Source organism: Plantactinospora soyae (genome assembly GCF_014874095.1).
In the GTDB taxonomy this organism is placed as follows: Bacteria; Actinomycetota; Actinomycetes; order Mycobacteriales; family Micromonosporaceae; genus Plantactinospora; species Plantactinospora soyae.
On the sequence record NZ_JADBEB010000001.1, the window covers coordinates 1061274 to 1077932 of the forward strand.

A 16659-nucleotide genomic window follows, 5' to 3' on the forward strand; every position below is an offset into this window, starting at 1 on the left:
CCGCCCCGTCGACGCGCCGATCCTGTACCACCCAACGCTGCCACACAACACAGGTGGCGCCGGAACTCGTACCCGGGGGATCCGACGCTCACGGCGCCGCTTCCGCCGATCCGGCCGGCCCCCGTTGCCGTACCCGCTCGGCCTGGCGGGCGATCACCTCGCCGAGCACCCCGTGCAGCCGGCCGCAGTCGGCGCAGTGCAGGTTCTCGTCCAGGCGCCGGCCGCCGCACGTCGCACAGGTCCCCCGGTCGGCCCGGTCACGATAGCCGGCCAGCGCCTCGGCCAGTGCCCGGGCCAGGTGCGGGGTGACCCGGATCGTCTCGGTCCCGTCGGCGGAGTGGACATCGACGGATCCCACCGGTTCGGCACCCGGCGCGGGGTCGTACGGGGAGACCCGCGCGACGAAGTCGCGCAGCACGGCAGCAGGGTCCGGCGCCCGGAGAACAGACATGCGCATCACGCTATGCGACCGGCGGCGGGCGGGGTGACCCGGCCGGCCGGTGTACCGGCGAACCGCCATGATGGCACTCGCTGCCCACCACTGGAGGCGCCCGTGTCCACCCCTGACGACCCGCTCTCGCCGGGTACGCCCGACTCGTCCCCCGACACCCCGGCACACCGGCCGACGGGCGGACCACCCGTGCTGCCGGCGGTGGACCGGGCCCTGACCCGTCCCCGCCGCCGCCGGCTGGCCGCCGTCGCCGCCCTGGCCGTACTGCTGGCGGTCGGCGCCGCCGCCCTGCTCGGCCTCCGTACGCCGGCCCCGGGCACCACCGGCGCACCGGCCGACGAGTTCAGCGCGGACCGGGCGTACGAGCACGTCCGGACGGTCGCCGCGGAGACGCACGTGGCCGGCAGCCCGGCCGCCGAGCGGGCCCGGATCCACATCGAGGCGACCCTGCGCGGCCTCGGCCTGGGTCCGGAGGTGCAGGACACCGTCGCCACGGAGGCGGGCCAGCTCAGCGGCGGCGCGGGCGGCGCGACCCTGGCCCGGGTACGCAACGTGGTGGCCCGGGTACCCGGCACCGATCCCACCGGCCGGGTCTTCCTGGTCGCGCACTACGACTCGGTCCAGGTCGGGCCGGGCGGCAACGACGACGCGGCCGGCACCTCGGCGTTGCTGGAGGTGGCCCGCGCGCTCCGCACCGGTCCCCGGCCCCGCAACGACGTCGTCTTCGTCTTCACCGACGCCGAGGAGGCCTGCCTCTGCGGCGCGTCGGCGTTCGCGTCCAGCCACCCGCTCGCCGAGGGCGGCGGCGTGGTGCTCAACCTGGAGGCGCGGGGCAGCACCGGACCGGTGATCATGTTCGAGACCTCACTGCGCAACGCCGGCCTGGTGGAGGTCTTCGGCCGGGCCGCCCCGCACCCGGTGGGCACCTCGTTCGCGGTCGAGGTCTACCGGCTGCTGCCCAACGACACCGACTTCACCGCCTTCCTCGACAACGGCTTCACCGGGCTGAACGCCGCCTACATCGACGGGGCGGCGATCTACCACACGCCGCTGGACACCCCGGCCCGGGTGGACCGGGGCAGCCTGCAACACCACGGTGAGAACGCGCTCGCGCTGGCCCGGGAGTTCGGCGCGGTCGACCTGACGGAGCTGACGGCCGGCGGGGACGCCACCTACTTCCCGCTGCCCGGCGGGCTGGCCCGGTATCCCGGCTGGCTCACCATGCCACTCGCGCTGCTCGCCCTGGCCGGCGTCGGGGTGCTGGCCTGGGCGGCCCGGCGGCGTGGACGCGCCACCTGGCGCAGGCTCGCCGCCGGGTTCGGGTTGGCCCTGGTACCCGTCGTGGTCGCGCCGGTCGGGGCCCAACTGCTCTGGGCCGCGGTCACCGCGATCCGGCCGGGGTACGCGACACTGCTCGACCCGTACCGGCCACTGTGGTACCGGCTCGCCGTGGTGGCACTCGCCGTCGCCGTCCTGTTCACCTGGTACGCGCTCACCCGTCGACGTACCGGCCCGGCGGCACTGGCGGTGGGCGGCTTCGGTGTGCTGGCCGTACTCGGAGTGGTGCTCGCCTTCGTGGCGCCCGGCGGGGCGTACCTGGCGACACTGCCGGCGCTGGCGGGGGTGCTGGGCGGGCTGGTCGCGCTCGCCGTACCCCGGGACGGCCCCTGGGCGGTGGTCGCGGTGACCGCCGCCGCGGCGGTCGGCGTACTCCTGTTGCTGCCCACCGTCGTCCTGCTCTTCCCGGCCCTCGGCATGGCGATGGGCGGCGTCGCGGCGCTCTTCACGGTGCTGCTCGGGCTGGCCGCGCTGCCGGTCGTCGACCTGCTGCATCCGGCGGCCGGCGGTCAACGCGGGATGGCCGCGCTCCGGGCCCGCCGGGCCGGCGCCGTGCCGGCACTCGCAGCGACACTCGGCACCGTGCTCTTCGCCGGGGTGGGGCTCGCGGTCGACCGGTTCGACGCCGCGCATCCGGTGCCGACCCAACTGATGTACGCACTGGACACCGACACCGGTACGGCCCGTTGGCTCAGCGACGAGACCGATCCACAACCCTGGACCGACCAGTACGTCGACGGCCCGGCGAGGATCGGCGACCAGTTCCCGGCGCTCGGCGACGAGGAACGCCGGGCCGGCCCCGCCCAGCCCGCTCCGCTGCCCCCACCCCGACTCGACCCACTCGCCGACAACACCGAGGCCGGGGTGCGTACGCTGCGCGTCCGGCTCGTCCCCCAGCGCCAGGTACGGCTCGCCTCCCTGCACGTGGACCCCGCGACGGCCACCGTCGTCGAGGCCCGGGTGGCCGGCCGGCCGATCCGGGTCGGCGGTCCGACCCCGTTCGGCGTGGTCTTCCACGCCCCACCTCCGGAGGGAATCGAGATCGAGCTTCGCCTGCGCGCCACCACCCCGGGCGCCCCGGTCCGGCTACGCGCGATGGACGCCAGCGACGGCCTCGCCGCCCTGCCCGGATTCCGGCCCCGCCCACCCGGCGTCGGCATCGTCGGTTCACACGACTCGGAACTCGTCGCGGTCGCCCACACCTACCAGATGTAAGGAAGGGCCCCTTCTTATCGTTTTCTGTAGAAGAAGGGGCCCTTCCTAACCGTTTCGGTGCGTCGGGACCGTTTCGGTGCGTCGGTTCAGCGGGCGTCGCCGTTGTCCTGGTCGGCGATGAAGGCCGCGATCCAGGACAGTGGCGCGTTCCAGTTGATGGTCAGTTCGTTCGTCGCCCAGGACTCGATGTCGTCGATGTAGCAGAACTGCGGCGCACAGCCGCGCAGCTTCTGCTGGGCGACCGGGTCCTGGATGGCCGAGTTCGGGCCGCCGGACAGGGTGCCCCGGGGCGGGTTCGGCAGGTCGGGGTTGAGCTGGCGGGCGTACCAGCGGCTGTGCTGGTTGCGCGAGGCCACCTCGCCGTAGCCCGTCACGTACGACTGGTTCAGGGCGTTGCGGCCGAGGATGTAGTCCATCGTCTCCAGCACCCCGGCGCGGTACCGGTCCTGCCCGGTCAGGTCGAACGCGGTGGCCAGCACGATGGCGTTGTTGACGATCAGGTTGTTGGAGCCCCAGTCGAAGAGGTTGTCCGACGGGCTGTACGGGATGCCGTACGGGTGGGCCTTCAGGGTCGCCAGGTAGCGGTCGGCGCCCTGGGCCACCGAGGCCCGGACCCGGGACCGGTCCGGCAGCCCGCTGGGCACCGTCGCCAGTTGCATGCGGCCGAGCGCGGCGGTGTTGCCCCAGTCCAGTCCGCGCTCCCTCCAGACGTCGGCGGTGTGGTGCGGCGAGGCCAGCACGAAGTCCCGGTACTCCTTCGCCCCGGTGCTCAGGTACAGCTCGGCGGCGGCCCAGTAGAACTCGTCGCTGACGTCGGCGTCGTTGTAGGCGCCGCCACCGTTGGCGTCGGCCGGGTCGGCGTACCGCTGCGGGTTGGCCTTCGCGGCGGCCCAGGCCGTCCTGGCGGCGGCCAGGTTACGGTCGGCGAAATTCCGGTCGTACGGCTTGAAGACCCGCGCCGCCTGCGCGGCCGTCGCGACCAGGTTGAGGGTGGCGGCGGTCGACGGCGGGTGCAGTTCGCGGCGCTTGTCGTCGAGATGCGGCAGCAGCGGTAGGCCGGTCCACGAGTCGTCGTGGATCTTGTGGTGGGCCATCCCGGCGAGCGGCTCTCCGGCCGGCACCTGCATGCTGAGCAGGAACTCCTGCTCCCAGCGGGCCTCGTCGAGGATGTCCGGCACCCGGTTGCCACTCTCCGGCAGGTTCAAGGTCCGGTCGCCGAGCAGCCACGGCTGGCCGGTGTCGGCCCGTACCGAGCGCTCGTACTCGCTCATCAGCTGGTGCACCGAGATGCCGCCGTTGACCACGTACTTGCCGTGGTCGCCCGCGTCGTACCAGCCGCCGGAGACGTCCAGCGTGTAGTCACAGACGCCGGGTTGGCAGGGTACCGCCGTGTCGCCGGTGTTCGGTGCCACGCCGACGTGCCCGGCCGGGCGGCCGTACCCGGGACGCAGCGCGTCGGAGATCGCGGTGCCGCTGCGCTGGGTGTAGTAGAACTTCAGCGCGTCGGTCCGGAGCTGCTCGTAGAACCCGGAGCCGATGTCGAACGGCCGGCTGGTCTCGCCGTCGGCGGTGAGGGTGTAGCCGGTGCCGACCCGGGTGTAGTGCCCGAAGTCGATGGTGTGGACGTTCTGCCCGGAGGACTGGTCCACCCCGCGCGGCGTCGTCCGGCCCTGCTTGACGAGCCGGCCGGCACCGTCGTGGAGTTGGAAGGGCAGCGCGGCGGTCGCCTCGGTGACGACGGTGGCGTTCTTCGGCCCCTTCGGCAGGTAGCCGACCTGGTTGACCCGGACCCGTGGTCCGGTGTCCGGGACGTACACGTCCGGCTCGGCGCCGCCGGTGAGCGAGACGTCGTCCAGACAGATCCGCCACGGCTCGGCGCTGCCGCCAATCTGGAAGGCGACCTGGGCGTTCGGCAGGTCGACCGGGGAGGTGAAGGTGTACCGGTAGTTGTTGCCGGAGACGCTCAGCTCCGGAGTCGCCGACAGGTACTGGGTGTACGGATCGACCGGCAGTTGGATCAGCGCCTTGCCGACCCGGCCCGGGGTGGCCTGGCCGAAGAACCCGAACTCGTACGTCTCACCGGCGACCAGGGCGATGTTGTCCTGGCCGATGATGGCGTCCCACGGGTTGACGGTGCCGCCCGGTACGTCGGCGCAGAGCTGCCCGGTGCTGGAGTCGAGGGCGAGGTTCCCGGTGCCCCACCAGGGGGCGTGGCCGGCGTCGAAGGTGCCGTTGACGATCTGCTCCGGCGCGTCGGCGGACGCCACCGGGGTGTACGCGGAGGCTGTCGGTGCGGTGAGCACGGTGGCGGCCAGCGCCACGGCGGTCACGGCGGCGAGCGGAACGGGTCGTCGCCAGTGGGGTCTGGGCACGGAGGTCCTTCCGGTGGACGCGCGGTGACCGAGGAACGGCACCGCCGGGTGGGGTGTCGTACGGCGTGGACCGGGATCCATGGAAGCGCTCCCAACCCACTGGATACGGGGAGATTGACATCGAGTTTCCGGCCTGTCAACAGGTCCGGACGAGGCCGGGCAGCAGTGATTGCCATAAATCCCGCTAAAGGCGCCAGCCGGCCGTACTGCTCCACACTGGAGTGAGTCCGGCATTTGGCAGCGGGTCATGGACCCGGAGCAGCATAATGGAGGACATAACAACTGCCCACTCAGCCAAATGGGGAATCCATCCTGATGACGGGCAACAACCGCGCCATCTTCCCGTTCCGGTCCAGTCCCAACCGATCGCCACCATCGCCGCTCCGCTCGCCCCACCCACGCCGCTCGTGACAACTCGACGGCGGCCCCCTGGGCAGCGCGGCCCAGCCGGGAGATTCCCCCAGATCGACCCGACCCGCCGAGCGGAGGAACTATGGCGCAGCCACACCCGCGCGATGGACGACCGGAGCCCAACGGCCAGCGACGACTGCTGACGAAAATTCTCATCGGTGTCGCCAGCTTCTGGGTGGCATTCGGAATATCGACGCTGCTGCCGAAGGACGAAAAGCCCGAGCTGGCCTGGAGCATCGGCGCCTCGCTCTTCGTCGCGGGCGTCGTATTCATCGCCCACTACCTCTTCGAGGTGGAACGCAAACTCGACGCGCTGTTGCAGAGTTTCGACGACACCCGCAAACAGCTCGGCGACCAGATCCGACGGCGCGCCGAGGCCACCGAACACCAGATGCGGGAGGGCTTCTCGAAGATCCACCTGGCCGAGGAGATCTTCGGGCTCCGCGAGGCGTCCCAGCTCGACGCCGAGGAGATGATGCAGATCGCGAAGCTGGTCCGGAACCGTACGAAGATCACTTCGGAGGCGCCGCAGCTCATCCAGGACTTCGCGCTGGCGGAGATGACCCGGCTGGTGGAGTACCTGAAGCAGATGGGCGACAGCAACGATCTGACGTACGAGGGTGAGGACCAGGACTGGCTGCTCGGACTGACGAAGGTCGCCCGCAGCGAGATCCAGGCGACCAGCCTGAGCACGGTGGACGCGGGCGGACGCGGCTTCATCGACGGTGGGCTCTGGTCGACCGACTTCGGGCAGCGCTACCTGGACTTCCAGCGGCACGCCATCCGGACCCGAGGAGTACGGGTGCAACGCCTCTTCATCCTCGACCGCAAGGGGCTGAACATCGAGGACCTGCACCAGATCCTGCGGATGCACCTGAGCATCGGGGTCGAGGTACGCACGCTCGACGCCACGGTCGCGCCCACCCTGCACACCCGGCTGCACGACTTCATCCTCTTCGATCGCAAGCTGAGCTACCAGACGACGACCGCATCCAGTCTCGACAGCCAGCTCAACCCGATCATCGTCAACATCACCCTGGTCACCGATCCCGAGCGGGTCAACCGACGAATCAGCGAGTTCGCCGACCTCTGGTCCGCCGAGGGCGTCCAGGCGGTCACCGTCGACGAACGCGGCGAACTCGTCTTCCGGCCGGCGAGATCGGTCGACCAGCGCCGGCCGGCGAAGTCGGTCGACCAGCGCCACCGGGAGCCGAATCCGGGCCCTGCCGGCGAGGCCGCGTAAGAGGCGCTGTCGGCGAGGCCGCGTAATGGCCCTGCCGGCGAGGCCGTGTAACGGGATCGGCGGGACGGTCAGCCCGGCGGGGCGGACCTGCCGGTTACCACCAGCATGCCGCTGTACCCGTCCCGGAGCGGATCGCCGAGCGCGATCCGGGTGATCTGCGGGTCGACCGCGACCGGGGCCATCGCCCGCAGGACCTCGTCGACGTCGACGGCGACCGCCGGAAACCACTGCTCGCCCACCTGGTAGCCCTGGGACTGCGCCATGAAGGCGGCGGCGAACGGCGCCCCCGGCTTCAGCGCGGTGACGAACGCCTGCACACCCTGCTGGAACTCGGCGATGTCGGCGGACATCGAACAGGCGACGAAGAACATCGTGCCCAGGTCCCACTTCCGGCTGGGCAGCTCGAAGATGCTGGCCCGGTGCACCTCGGCCCGTACGGCGAGCGCGGCCCGGGGATCGGGAAGCAGCCCGTACGCCTCCGTTGGCCGATAGACGTCCCAGAAATCGAGCCAGTTGTCATCGAACCGGGCAATCTGTCGGCGTATCCAGGCAACGTTGGAGGTGCTCCGCTCCCACAGATCCAGGTGCGCGCAGAACGGCAACATGGCGAAGGCCGGATAGAGGTTGGTGCCCGTTCCGACGTCGACCGCCCGGGCCTGCGGATCCAACTGCTGTTGGGCGAAGAAATCGCGAATAATCTCCATTATCTGGCGATCGTCGTCCCGGACGGCGCAGTAGTTGTGCGCGAAGTAGGCTTCCGAATCGAAGTGGTCCCAGTCGACCTGCTCGTTGGAGATCGAGGACCGGCCTGAGGACGCGCCACGCGCCTCGTCGGCCCGCTCGCGGCGCGCGCTTACCGCACTCATCTGGCCCGTCCCTCGCAGTTGTGACCTCGTCACCGAACACACCGAGCGTGATCGGCGCCCGGTAACGCGGAGTTGTCCAACCTCGTCCGGGCCGGGGGCCTGCACCGATGTGGACTGGCCGAGGCGCGGATCGCCTATGTCACTACAATTCACCAGAGGGATGGCGACTGCATCCCCCGAAAGTCCGAGCCCCGGAGGGGCATTCGGGCGACTCCGAGACCGCACGACGGACGGGGACGGGGCAACCCACCGAGGCTCGCCGATCACACAGGGCTACCGCAGAACCTTACTGCAGGCCACTCAGTGTCAACACTTCGTCCGCACATCCCCAGGACAGGGTCAGCCCCGACCCGCCGTGCCCGTAGTTGTGGATGACCGGGACACCGTCGATCGAATCACTCTCGACGCGGACCTGGGGCCGAGTCGGCCGCAATCCCACCAGAATCCGTCGCACCCTGGCATTGCGGAGCAGTGGCTCCACCGCCGCGCACCGCTCGACAATGGCGGTGGCGGCGACGGGATCGGGCGTCAGATCTTCAGAACCAGGCGTCGCGTCGCCACCGAGCACCACCCGACTTCCATGCGGTAGGAAATAGGTCAGATCCGCGTGCTCGGCGTGGTCCTGGAAGAATGTGTCAATTCCAGGATTGTCGACGACCACGAGTTGTCCACGGGTCGGGAACACCTCGTCGTCCGGCACCAGAAATCGTGATCCCAGACCGGTGCAGTTGACGAGAATGCGAGCCGATCCGCCCACCTCCTTGAAAGAGGAGATGGCGCCGATCTCGATAGCGACATTGAGCGTACGCAGCCTGAGAACCAGGTATTCGAGGTACTGCGGCATGTTGACCAGCGGGATGGTGTACCGCCAACCGCTGGCGTACCCATGGGGCAGTTCCTCGGGCCGGCAAGGCTCGTAATCGGCCACTCCCACGACCCATGACGGCGGTTCCATCGGCTGCGGCGCGGCCTCCATCCCGCGTACCAGGCGGACCCCGGACGCGGTGTCGCCGGCGAGCTTCTCCAGTGCGAGGCGGGTCTGCTCACTCCACGGGAGAACCCGTGGATCGCTGACCATATAAGGGCCCCAACTCGCACCGGCCGCAGCCGAAGTTGTCTCCAATGGAGGCCGCGCGGCCCGAACCCGGACCCGCAAACCGGCCTCGGCGAGACGGACCGCGGTGGTCAGACCGGACACTCCGGCCCCGACAACCAGCGCGTCCCACTCCCCAACGCTTCCCATTCGGCAATATTAACGGAGATCGACCTCGATCATAGGTTCTGTATAATTTTGAAGTATCCCGCTATTTCGCGTGACAGCACAGAAATTCATCACGAACCCCAGCATCCACGAATCTGATAGCGGTCTGACCAGCACTATCAGGGCACTGTTCTGCGTTCCATCCGCCCCGGAGCCCGTCGATGCCGCGCGGCCCGGTGCCTCTTCCCGGCACCCGGCGAGCCGGCGACCGACGGCAGTGTCGGATTCCCGACGCTGCGCGCTCGGCCGTTCCGGGCTTCGGGGCGCTGTCGGGTACCGAACGCTGCGGTGGAAGATTCACGACTGACCGGGCGAGCGGGATCGACCACCATTCCCGTGCCGACATCGGACGCCCGACGTCCGTACCATCCTGGCAGTCCCGAGGAGGTCTGATGATCCGGAAGTACGGCAAGGCCCTCGCGGCCGTCGCCGGTGCGGTGCTCACCGTCGCCTACGGCGCGCTCTCCGGCGACCAGCACATCGAGTCGGACGAGGCCGTCCAGATCGCGATCGCGGCCGCCACCGCCATCGGTGTCTACCTGGTACCCCTGACCCCGCAGTACCGGTGGGCCAAGACCGCCGTCGCCGTCGCGCTGAGCGTCCTACAGGTCCTCGCCACGGTCATCCTCGGCGGACTCGACTCGAACGAGTGGATCGCACTCCTCCTGGCCGCGCTGACCGTGCTGGGCGTCGGCGCCGCCCCGGCGGTCTCCAAGAACGGCACCAGCAACAGCCAGGCTCCGCAGGCCCAGACCCGCACCAGCCAGCCGGTCTAGCCCCGGGAACGCCGTCCGCCGGTACCGGCCTCTGTGGTCGGTGTCACTAGCCTTGGCCTGGTGGACGGCCGGCCGATCGAGGTGCGCGTCGGTGCCGGCGTGGTCGAGCTGCTCGGTAACGACTTCGCCAGCCTGCTCTACCTGCGCGGCGAACCGGCCCGGCTGCACGCGTACGACTGCCGTGGCAGCGTGGCGCAGTTGGCCGCCCGGTCGACCTGGGAGACCGTCCGACCGGATGAACTCGACGCGCTGCGCGACTGGCTCGCCGACCCCGGACTCCGGGTCGATCGACGCAGCGGCGCCGTCCGTGGACTGCTGGTCGAACCGCTGGAGCCGTTCACCCGGCTACTGGCCCCCGGCCGGTACGTCGTCAGCGCCACCGCGGCACCCTGGGCCGAAACCGTCGTCGTCGACCCCGGCGAGCACGGCGTCAGGTCCTGGTACTGGCCGGTGGAGGGCGCCGCCATCGTTCCCACGAGCCCGTGGCCGCCGCCGGACCGGGCCACCGTGGCGGCGTACCGGGACCGGATCGCCAAGGGAGTCCGGCCGGCCGCCGTGGCGATCGGCCCAGCCGGCCGGGACGTGCGTTATCTGCTCGACGGTCACCACAAGCTCGCCGCCTACCAGGCGGAACGGGTCCGGCCGCTGATCATCGAACTGGCCCCGGAGGCGGTGTCCCCGCTGCCCCGCGAGCTGTTCGCCGGGCTGCTGCCGGAACACGTCCGCGAGCGGTTCTCCCACACTTTCGACGACTGGCGACACGGTGGCCCACCGCCGGACGGCCTGAACCAGCCGTGAGTTCTCGGCTGCCGGGAATCTCCGTCCGACAGCGATGAACTCGACTGCCGCCGAGCCTTCCGGTGCACGTCGATGCCCGGCCACACGACGGTCGCGGCCCGGTAACGCCCGTCCGCGACGTTGATGGCTCCCGTACCCCCCAACGCCTCGGGAGGCACTCGTGCTCGGCACTCGACGTCACTCCATCCGACTGGCCCTGACCGCCGCCGCCACCATCGCGGCGGTGGCCGCCTCGCTCCTCGGCACGGCTCCGGCCGGCGCCGCCCCGTCCGGCACCCCGTCCAAGGCGACCGCGCAGTCGAACCTGAACGCGCTGACCGTCGCCGCCGAGTCCGGCAGTGGCTACAACCGGGACCTGTTCCCGCACTGGATCACGATCAGCGGTGCCTGCAACACCCGGGAGACGGTGCTCCGGCGCGACGGCAGCGGGGTGAGTGTGGACAGCGCCTGCTACCCGACCTCGGGTAGTTGGTACAGCCCGTACGACGGGGCGACCTGGACCAACCCGGCCGACGTCGACATCGACCACATCGTTCCGCTGGCCGAGGCCTGGCGGTCCGGCGCCAACTCGTGGACGACCAGCCGGCGGCAGTCCTTTGCCAACGATCTCAGCGGCCCGCAGTTGATTGCGGTGACCGACAACGTGAACCAGGCCAAGGGTGACCAGGACCCGTCCACCTGGCAGCCAAGCCGGACCGCCTACCGGTGCACGTACGCCAAGATGTGGATCCGCACCAAGTACAACTGGAGCCTGCGGCTTCAGTCCTCGGAGAAGACCTCGTTGCAGGCCATGCTGAACACCTGCACCTCCTGACGTCCGCCAAACCTCCCACGTGCGCCCCGGCCCTCCACTGGGAGGCCGGGGCCTCGTTACGTTCGGCGTTGCCGATTCAGCTCAGCCTTACGTAGAACTCAGGCGGCGCGGCCCAGGAGGACGCGTGCGGCGGTTCGGACGTCGGTAAGGGGGAGACCGAACTCTTCCGCAACCGTTTCAGCGCGTTCACCCGCCTTCAGCATGCCGGCCACATCGACGACACGGGTTCCTGTCCCTGCGAAGATTGGCTGGCCGAAGGATCGGTGCATGTTGACAACCACCTTCGAGGGAAGCCAGTTCGGTAGCTGGAGTTCACGGGGGTACCCGTCACCGCCCCAGCCGATGTACTCCATGTGGTCGGCGACAATCTCCCGGATCACCTGTTGGCCGGTGTCGCCGACGATCAGCCCATGGCCGGCTCTGCTCTCGTTGAAGTCCCAGAGGACGTCGATGCCGTCGGTAGCAAGCTCGGGAGCGACCAGGACGTAGTCGCGTCCAAACTCTTTTTGAAGCGCCCTGAGGGCCGGTCGTATACGCCGGGGACGCACGCCGGCTGAGCGGAGCGCCTCGAGTACATGTCCCTCGGCCAGCGCGATGAACGTCACCGGCAGAAGGTCCGACTCACGGTCGACCACATGAAGCAGCGGCTTGCCCCGCTCGTACCCGCGACCCAGCGATGGAATGTGTCTGCCGGGGAACCCGCAGATGGCGGGCAGCCTGGGCGAGATTCAGGATTCCTTCCGTAAACCGGATATCGCTCATTCCGCCCCCCTTCCTGCTCCCCAACTTTGTTGCCTCAGGATTCCACAACCGGGACGGTCAGGTCACCATCCCACAGGTCGTTGACGCCCCGAGTCGACACCGGAAGCCTGCCCCTCAACACGGCGATGGACAACAGAATGTCCACCGGCCTGTGGACAACCGGGGTGCCTGTGGACAACCACCTGATCAAGGCCGGGATGTGGTATCGGGCCAACCCTCGCCCCCCAGCCTTCCCGCCCAGGGCCGCACGTTCGGCGGCAGATCCGGGTACACAGGTGCCTCTTCCACCCTGCTGCACACTGGCGCGGCCCGACCTTCTGTCTTATTGTCCTACTGTCGCAGTACAACAGGAAGGTGCCGCCGGTGATCGAGTTCGTGCTGGACGGCCGGTCCAAGGTCAACACCTACGTGCAGCTCGTTCAGCAGGTCAAACAGGCCCTGCGGGTCGGGTTGCTGGCCCCGGGAGACCGGTTGCCGAAGGTGCGTGATGTCGCCCAGTCGTTGGCGATCAACCCCAACACGGTGTTGAAGGCCTATCGCGAGTTGGAGATCGAAGGGCTCGCCGAGGGACGGCCGGGGGTCGGCACGTTCGTCACCCGCACCCTCGCCGGGGAGTCGCTGGCCAACCAGGCTGATCTGCGCGTCGAGCTTCTCGGGTGGTTGCGGAAGGCGCAGGCCGCCGGGCTGACGGACGAGGACGTCACCGCGCTGGTCGACACGACGATCCGCGCCGCGCGGCAGGACGACGCGCTCCAGGGCAGATCCAAGTGAAAGGACACGAGATGGAGCACGTGCTCGAGGCTGAAGAGCTCGGCAAACGGTACGCGGGACGGTGGGCGCTTCGCGACTGCACGGTACGGCTGCCGGCCGGGCGGGTCGCCGCGCTTGTCGGGCCGAACGGGGCCGGCAAGAGCACCCTGCTGCACCTGGCGGTCGGGCTGCTGCGCCCCGACGCCGGCGAGGTGCGGGTCTTCGGCGCCGCGCCGTACGAGAACACGACCGTCCTCGCGGACATCGGCTTCGTCGCGCAGGACACGCCGGTCTACCGCGACTTCACCGCCGACGAGCTGGTACGCATGGGCGGCAAGGTGAACCGGCGCTGGGACGCTGCCCTGGCCAAGGCTCGGCTGGCCCAGCTCGGCATTCCGCCCCGCAAGCCGGTCGGCCGGCTCTCCGGCGGACAACGTGCCCAGGTCGCTCTCGCCCTGGCGCTGGCGAAGCGGCCCCGGCTACTGCTGCTCGACGAGCCGGTCGCGAGTCTCGACCCTCTCGCCCGGCGGGAGTTTCTACAGTCGCTGATGGGCAGCGTCGCCGAGACGGGCACCACAGTGTTGCTCTCCTCGCACATTCTCGCCGACCTGGAACGCTCCTGCGACTTCCTCGTCGTCCTGCAGGCCGGCACGGTGCACCTGTCCGGCATGGTCGACGACATCGTGGCCGGGCACCGGCAGCTGGTCGGTCCGCGTCATCACGGCGAGCCGATCGATGGTGTCGGGGCGGTGGTCCGGGCCCGGCACACCGACCGGCAGTCGACGCTGCTCGTCCGTACCGACGGCTCGGTACGGGATCCGTCGTGGACAGTGCACGAGTTGACGCTGGAAGACCTCATCCTGGCGTACCTCGCCGACCACGACGCGCAGGCCAACCACGAAGCGTGGGGAGTACCGGCATGATCTGGCTAACCTGGCGGCAGCACCGCAGGCAGGCACTGTTCACCCTGCTGGGGCTGGCGGCGCTGGCGGCGTTCGTCGTCCCGACCGGCCTGTCGATGCGGCACACGTTCACCCGGCTGGGCCTGGCCGACTGTGTCACCACCGCTGGCCCCGGCTGCTCCACGAACATCGAGAAGTTCTCCAGCACGTACGGGTCGCTGGTACTCGTCAGCGTCCTGCTGCTCGTGGTCCCGCTGATGATCGGGCTGTTCTGGGGCGCGCCCGTCGTCGCACGTGAGGTCGAGCAGGGAACCCATCGGATGATCTGGACCCAGGGCATCAGCCGCCGGTACTGGGCGTTTGTCAAGTGCGGCCTGCTCGGTGGCGCGGTAGCGGCGTTCGCGCTCGTCTACGGCTTGGGCGTGTCCTGGTGGTACGAGCCGCTCGGCCAGATCGACGTTCGCCAGACCCGGTTCACCGAGGTCTTCTTCGACATGCAGGGCATGGCCCCGGTCGGCTACACCCTCTTCGGGGTGGCGCTCGGCGTCTTCGCCGGCACCCTGCTGCCCAAGGTGCTACCCGCGATGGCCCTGACCCTGGCCGGCTTCGTCGGCGTCCGAGCCGCCGTGGCTCTCCTCGCCCGGCCGCACTACATGACGCCCGTCGCCGACGACCAGATCATCCAGGATGGCACCGGTGGGCAGGGCAACCTCGCTGGAGGCTGGGTACTGTCCAAGGAGGTCCGACAGGCCGACGGCACGTTCGTCACATCCGGCACCGTCCGGTGTCCACCGGCCGCAGACGGCATCCCATGCGCGTCCGACCCAGCACTCGGGCTACGCCCCGGCGCCTACAACCACCAGGTGTTCCAACCAGGCGACCGCTTCTGGACGTTCCAGTGGATCGAAACAGGCGTCTTCGTCGCCCTCGCCGCGCTGCTGATCTGGTTCGCGATCCGCCGCATCCGCCGGATCGCCTGACACCGCGACGCGGGCAGCGGCCGACACCGGCCGGCCGCTGCCCGCAAGGCGCTCCCAGCAGGCCGATGACCTGCCGGGGCTATTTCCACCGGAAATGCACGAAAAGTCGACCGAAGTTCTTGGAGTCCTTCTCCACCCGGTGGTAGAGCTGCTTGACGTCCTTCTGGTCCAGGAAGCGCAGCACCCGCTTCTTGAGCTGGCCCGAGCCCTTGCCGGGGATGATCTCGATCATGGACGCCTTCTTCGCGATGGCCTCGTCCATGATCCCCCGCAGGGCGCGGTCGATGTCCTGTCCCCGGTTGAAGATGTCGTGCAGGTCGAGCTTGAGCTTCATCGGGCCGCCACCGGCTGCGCAGGGTCCATGGCCACCCATCGTAGGCGGGCCGGTCCGGCGAGGATCACCGTCGTCCGCCTACCCGGGTCTGCACCCGCTGCACCGCCGTCCGGTAGTCGTCGTTCGCCGCGTACATGGCGGCGGCGATCCGCAGGTGCCGGAGCGCCTCGGTGGGCCGGCCGACCCGTTCCAGGGTCCGGCCCAGTACGTGGTGCGCGTAGTGGTCGCTCGGATCCCGCTCCACCAGGGCGCGCAACTGCTCCTCCGCCCGCGCGAGTTGCGCCGACTGGAAGTACGCGCGGGCCAGCAGTTGTCGTACCGAGGCGTTGTCGGGCTCGGCCGCGACGATGGGCTCCAGCAACCGGGCCGCCCCGCTGGGGTCCCCGGTCTCGAAGTACATGGTCGCCCGGCGGTACTCGGCCAGAAGATCCACTCGACCCACCTCCTCGTATCGCGACTACTTTCCTCGACGCTGGCACAACACCGTCGGTCCCGCGACTGTTCCACCGGCTGCGTTACCCCCGGCCGAATGGACCATTCGGCCGCATTACGGGTTGCTGTCCGGATAACGGCCGGCCGGCGCTGCCGGAGTCATCGGCGGTCGGGGCGGAGCGCCCAGGCGCGTACGCCGCCGAGGATGCCGGCGCTGTTCGGTACGACCACCACATCGTCACCCATCCGGACCAGTTGCTCCGGCCGGACCAGTCGCGAGTTGCCGCCACCGAGGTAGAGCCGGTCCCAGAGGAAGACCGGCCGCAGCCCGTCGACGACACCCCGGACCCGACGGGACCAGAAGGCGTCACCGAGTCGGCGGCGCTCGTGTTCGCCGATGTAGGTGTCGTAGCTCATCCCCCACCGCACCGGCGCCTGGGACAGCTCCAGGTGCGGTGCGAGCACCCCGCCGTCGAAGAGCGCGCACCCCAGCCCGGTCCCGAGGGTCAGCACCAGTTCCAGGCCGGTGCCGGCGACCACCCCGGCGCCGTGCACCTCGGCGTCGTTGAGGACCAGGGTCGGCAGCGCGAACGCGTCGGCGAGCGCGCTCTGCGCGTCGAATCCGGACCACTCGGCGACCAGTGCCGGGTCCGGTTTCGTCCGTGGCCCGGACCGGGTGACGTAGTGCGGCGTCGCCACCACCACGCCGTGCCGGAGCATGCCGGGCATTCCGACGGTCACCCGATCGGCGGCCGGCAACTGACCGGCGAGACCGAGCAGCGTCTTGATGAACAGGCCCGGCGGCAGCGGGTACGGGGTCGGCACCCGCAGCGGCCGGGTCCGCATGGTGCCGGCGTCGTCGAGTACGGACGCCTTGATGCCCCCACCACCGCAGTCGATCGCCAACGTGGTCATCACAGCCACATTTTGCCTTCCCACCGGCGGGTTGCGCCC

At 69.8% G+C, this 16659-nt stretch carries 16 protein-coding genes; 8 read left to right on the forward strand and 8 right to left on the reverse strand.

Annotation, left to right across the window (positions count from 1 at the left end):
• Nucleotides 1–88: 88 nt before the first annotated feature.
• Nucleotides 89–451 carry a hypothetical protein gene (locus tag H4W31_RS04730; RefSeq protein WP_192765523.1) on the reverse strand — a complete coding sequence of 121 codons (363 nt, stop codon included), beginning with the start codon at nucleotides 449–451 and terminating at the stop codon, nucleotides 89–91.
• Between the two features lie 189 nt (nucleotides 452–640).
• Here H4W31_RS04730 and H4W31_RS04735 point away from each other — a divergent pair, with 189 nt between their 5' ends.
• Complete coding sequence (locus H4W31_RS04735) at nucleotides 641–3004, forward strand: M28 family peptidase (protein ID WP_318783708.1); 2364 nt, start codon at nucleotides 641–643, stop codon at nucleotides 3002–3004.
• An 86-nt stretch (nucleotides 3005–3090) separates the two neighbouring features.
• On the opposite strand, the gene H4W31_RS04740 is transcribed toward H4W31_RS04735, so the two are convergent.
• Entirely contained in the window at nucleotides 3091–5376 is a 2286-nt protein-coding gene (locus tag H4W31_RS04740) for a glycoside hydrolase family 9 protein (RefSeq protein WP_318783025.1), read from the reverse strand.
• 493 nt (nucleotides 5377–5869) lie between these two features.
• Between H4W31_RS04740 and H4W31_RS04745 the strand changes: the two genes are divergently transcribed.
• A complete protein-coding gene (locus tag H4W31_RS04745) occupies nucleotides 5870–7030 on the forward strand; it encodes a DUF6879 family protein (protein WP_192765526.1) in 1161 nt (386 codons plus the stop codon).
• Nucleotides 7031–7098: 68 nt separating this feature from the next.
• Here the strand turns inward: H4W31_RS04745 and H4W31_RS04750 are convergent, their stop codons facing one another.
• On the reverse strand, nucleotides 7099–7896 hold the full coding sequence (locus H4W31_RS04750) for an SCO2525 family SAM-dependent methyltransferase (RefSeq protein WP_192765527.1): 798 nt from the start codon (nucleotides 7894–7896) through the stop codon (nucleotides 7099–7101).
• Nucleotides 7897–8182: 286 nt separating this feature from the next.
• Nucleotides 8183–9139: an FAD-dependent oxidoreductase gene (locus H4W31_RS04755; protein WP_192765528.1), complete on the reverse strand. Its 957-nt coding sequence runs from the start codon at nucleotides 9137–9139 to the stop codon at nucleotides 8183–8185.
• Nucleotides 9140–9549: 410 nt separating this feature from the next.
• Here H4W31_RS04755 and H4W31_RS04760 point away from each other — a divergent pair, with 410 nt between their 5' ends.
• The 3 genes from H4W31_RS04760 (at nucleotide 9550) to H4W31_RS04770 (ending at nucleotide 11545) form a co-directional block, all read left to right on the forward strand.
• Nucleotides 9550–9933 (forward strand): hypothetical protein, encoded by a 384-nt coding sequence (locus tag H4W31_RS04760; protein ID WP_192765529.1) that lies wholly within the window; start codon nucleotides 9550–9552, stop codon nucleotides 9931–9933.
• Between the two features lie 60 nt (nucleotides 9934–9993).
• Nucleotides 9994–10731, forward strand: coding sequence for a hypothetical protein (locus tag H4W31_RS04765; protein WP_192765530.1), 738 nt, complete (start codon nucleotides 9994–9996; stop codon nucleotides 10729–10731).
• A 214-nt stretch (nucleotides 10732–10945) separates the two neighbouring features.
• Nucleotides 10946–11545, forward strand: coding sequence for an HNH endonuclease family protein (locus H4W31_RS04770; RefSeq protein WP_404825690.1), 600 nt, complete (start codon nucleotides 10946–10948; stop codon nucleotides 11543–11545).
• A gap of 98 nt (nucleotides 11546–11643) precedes the next feature.
• On the opposite strand, the gene H4W31_RS44125 is transcribed toward H4W31_RS04770, so the two are convergent.
• Nucleotides 11644–12273 (reverse strand): DUF433 domain-containing protein, encoded by a 630-nt coding sequence (locus H4W31_RS44125; RefSeq protein WP_404825691.1) that lies wholly within the window; start codon nucleotides 12271–12273, stop codon nucleotides 11644–11646.
• Between the two features lie 397 nt (nucleotides 12274–12670).
• On the opposite strand from H4W31_RS44125, the gene H4W31_RS04780 reads away from it, so the two are divergent.
• Genes H4W31_RS04780 through H4W31_RS04790 form a run of 3 tightly spaced genes read left to right on the forward strand, consistent with a single transcriptional unit; the run spans nucleotide 12671 to nucleotide 14939 of the window.
• Nucleotides 12671–13078, forward strand: a complete 408-nt coding sequence (locus H4W31_RS04780) for a GntR family transcriptional regulator (RefSeq protein WP_192765531.1) — start codon at nucleotides 12671–12673, stop codon at nucleotides 13076–13078.
• 11 nt (nucleotides 13079–13089) lie between these two features.
• Nucleotides 13090–13980, forward strand: coding sequence for an ABC transporter ATP-binding protein (locus H4W31_RS04785; RefSeq protein WP_192765532.1), 891 nt, complete (start codon nucleotides 13090–13092; stop codon nucleotides 13978–13980).
• Nucleotides 13977–14939 carry a transporter gene (locus tag H4W31_RS04790; protein ID WP_192765533.1) on the forward strand — a complete coding sequence of 321 codons (963 nt, stop codon included), beginning with the start codon at nucleotides 13977–13979 and terminating at the stop codon, nucleotides 14937–14939. The genes H4W31_RS04785 and H4W31_RS04790 overlap by 4 nt, the downstream gene beginning before the upstream one ends.
• A 79-nt stretch (nucleotides 14940–15018) precedes the next feature.
• Here H4W31_RS04790 and H4W31_RS04795 read toward each other — a convergent pair whose 3' ends face one another.
• From H4W31_RS04795 to H4W31_RS04805, 3 genes are all read right to left on the reverse strand, one after another.
• Nucleotides 15019–15273 (reverse strand): Smr/MutS family protein, encoded by a 255-nt coding sequence (locus H4W31_RS04795; protein WP_192765534.1) that lies wholly within the window; start codon nucleotides 15271–15273, stop codon nucleotides 15019–15021.
• A gap of 64 nt (nucleotides 15274–15337) precedes the next feature.
• Nucleotides 15338–15706: a tetratricopeptide repeat protein gene (locus H4W31_RS04800; RefSeq protein ID WP_192765535.1), complete on the reverse strand. Its 369-nt coding sequence runs from the start codon at nucleotides 15704–15706 to the stop codon at nucleotides 15338–15340.
• A 158-nt stretch (nucleotides 15707–15864) separates the two neighbouring features.
• Nucleotides 15865–16623, reverse strand: a complete 759-nt coding sequence (locus tag H4W31_RS04805; RefSeq protein WP_192765536.1) for an ROK family protein — start codon at nucleotides 16621–16623, stop codon at nucleotides 15865–15867.
• Nucleotides 16624–16659: the final 36 nt, after the last annotated feature.